This is a genomic window from Gilvimarinus sp. 1_MG-2023 (assembly GCF_030548285.1).
This window is the reverse complement of record NZ_JAUOSC010001333.1, coordinates 1-253: the sequence shown is the minus strand read 5'-3', so window position 1 is coordinate 253 and position 253 is coordinate 1. Positions and strand designations below refer to the sequence as shown.

Below are 253 nucleotides of genomic sequence, written 5' to 3'. Positions count from 1 at the left end.
GAATGTGTCCAGCAAGGTGAGGTTGGCGGCAAAGTTGTCTGGATGGAAGCGTGGCATATTGCGACGGATATCCTTTGGCTCCAGCGAGTCAACCTCTTGCAGGCCATCTGCCAGAAAACCACGGGCAAGGGGAGAAAAGGCCACAAATGCCGTGCCCAGTTCCCGGGTGGCTTGCAGTACGGCAATCTCGGCGTTGCGGCTCCACAGTGAATACTCTGTTTGCAGTGCGGCAATCGGATGTATCGCATGGGCC

At 56.9% G+C, this 253-nt stretch carries 1 protein-coding gene; it reads right to left on the bottom strand.

What is annotated here, in order from left to right:
* Positions 1-253 (bottom strand): aldo/keto reductase (locus Q4563_RS21175; RefSeq protein ID WP_303605927.1); only part of this gene is annotated, 253 nt, incomplete at both ends.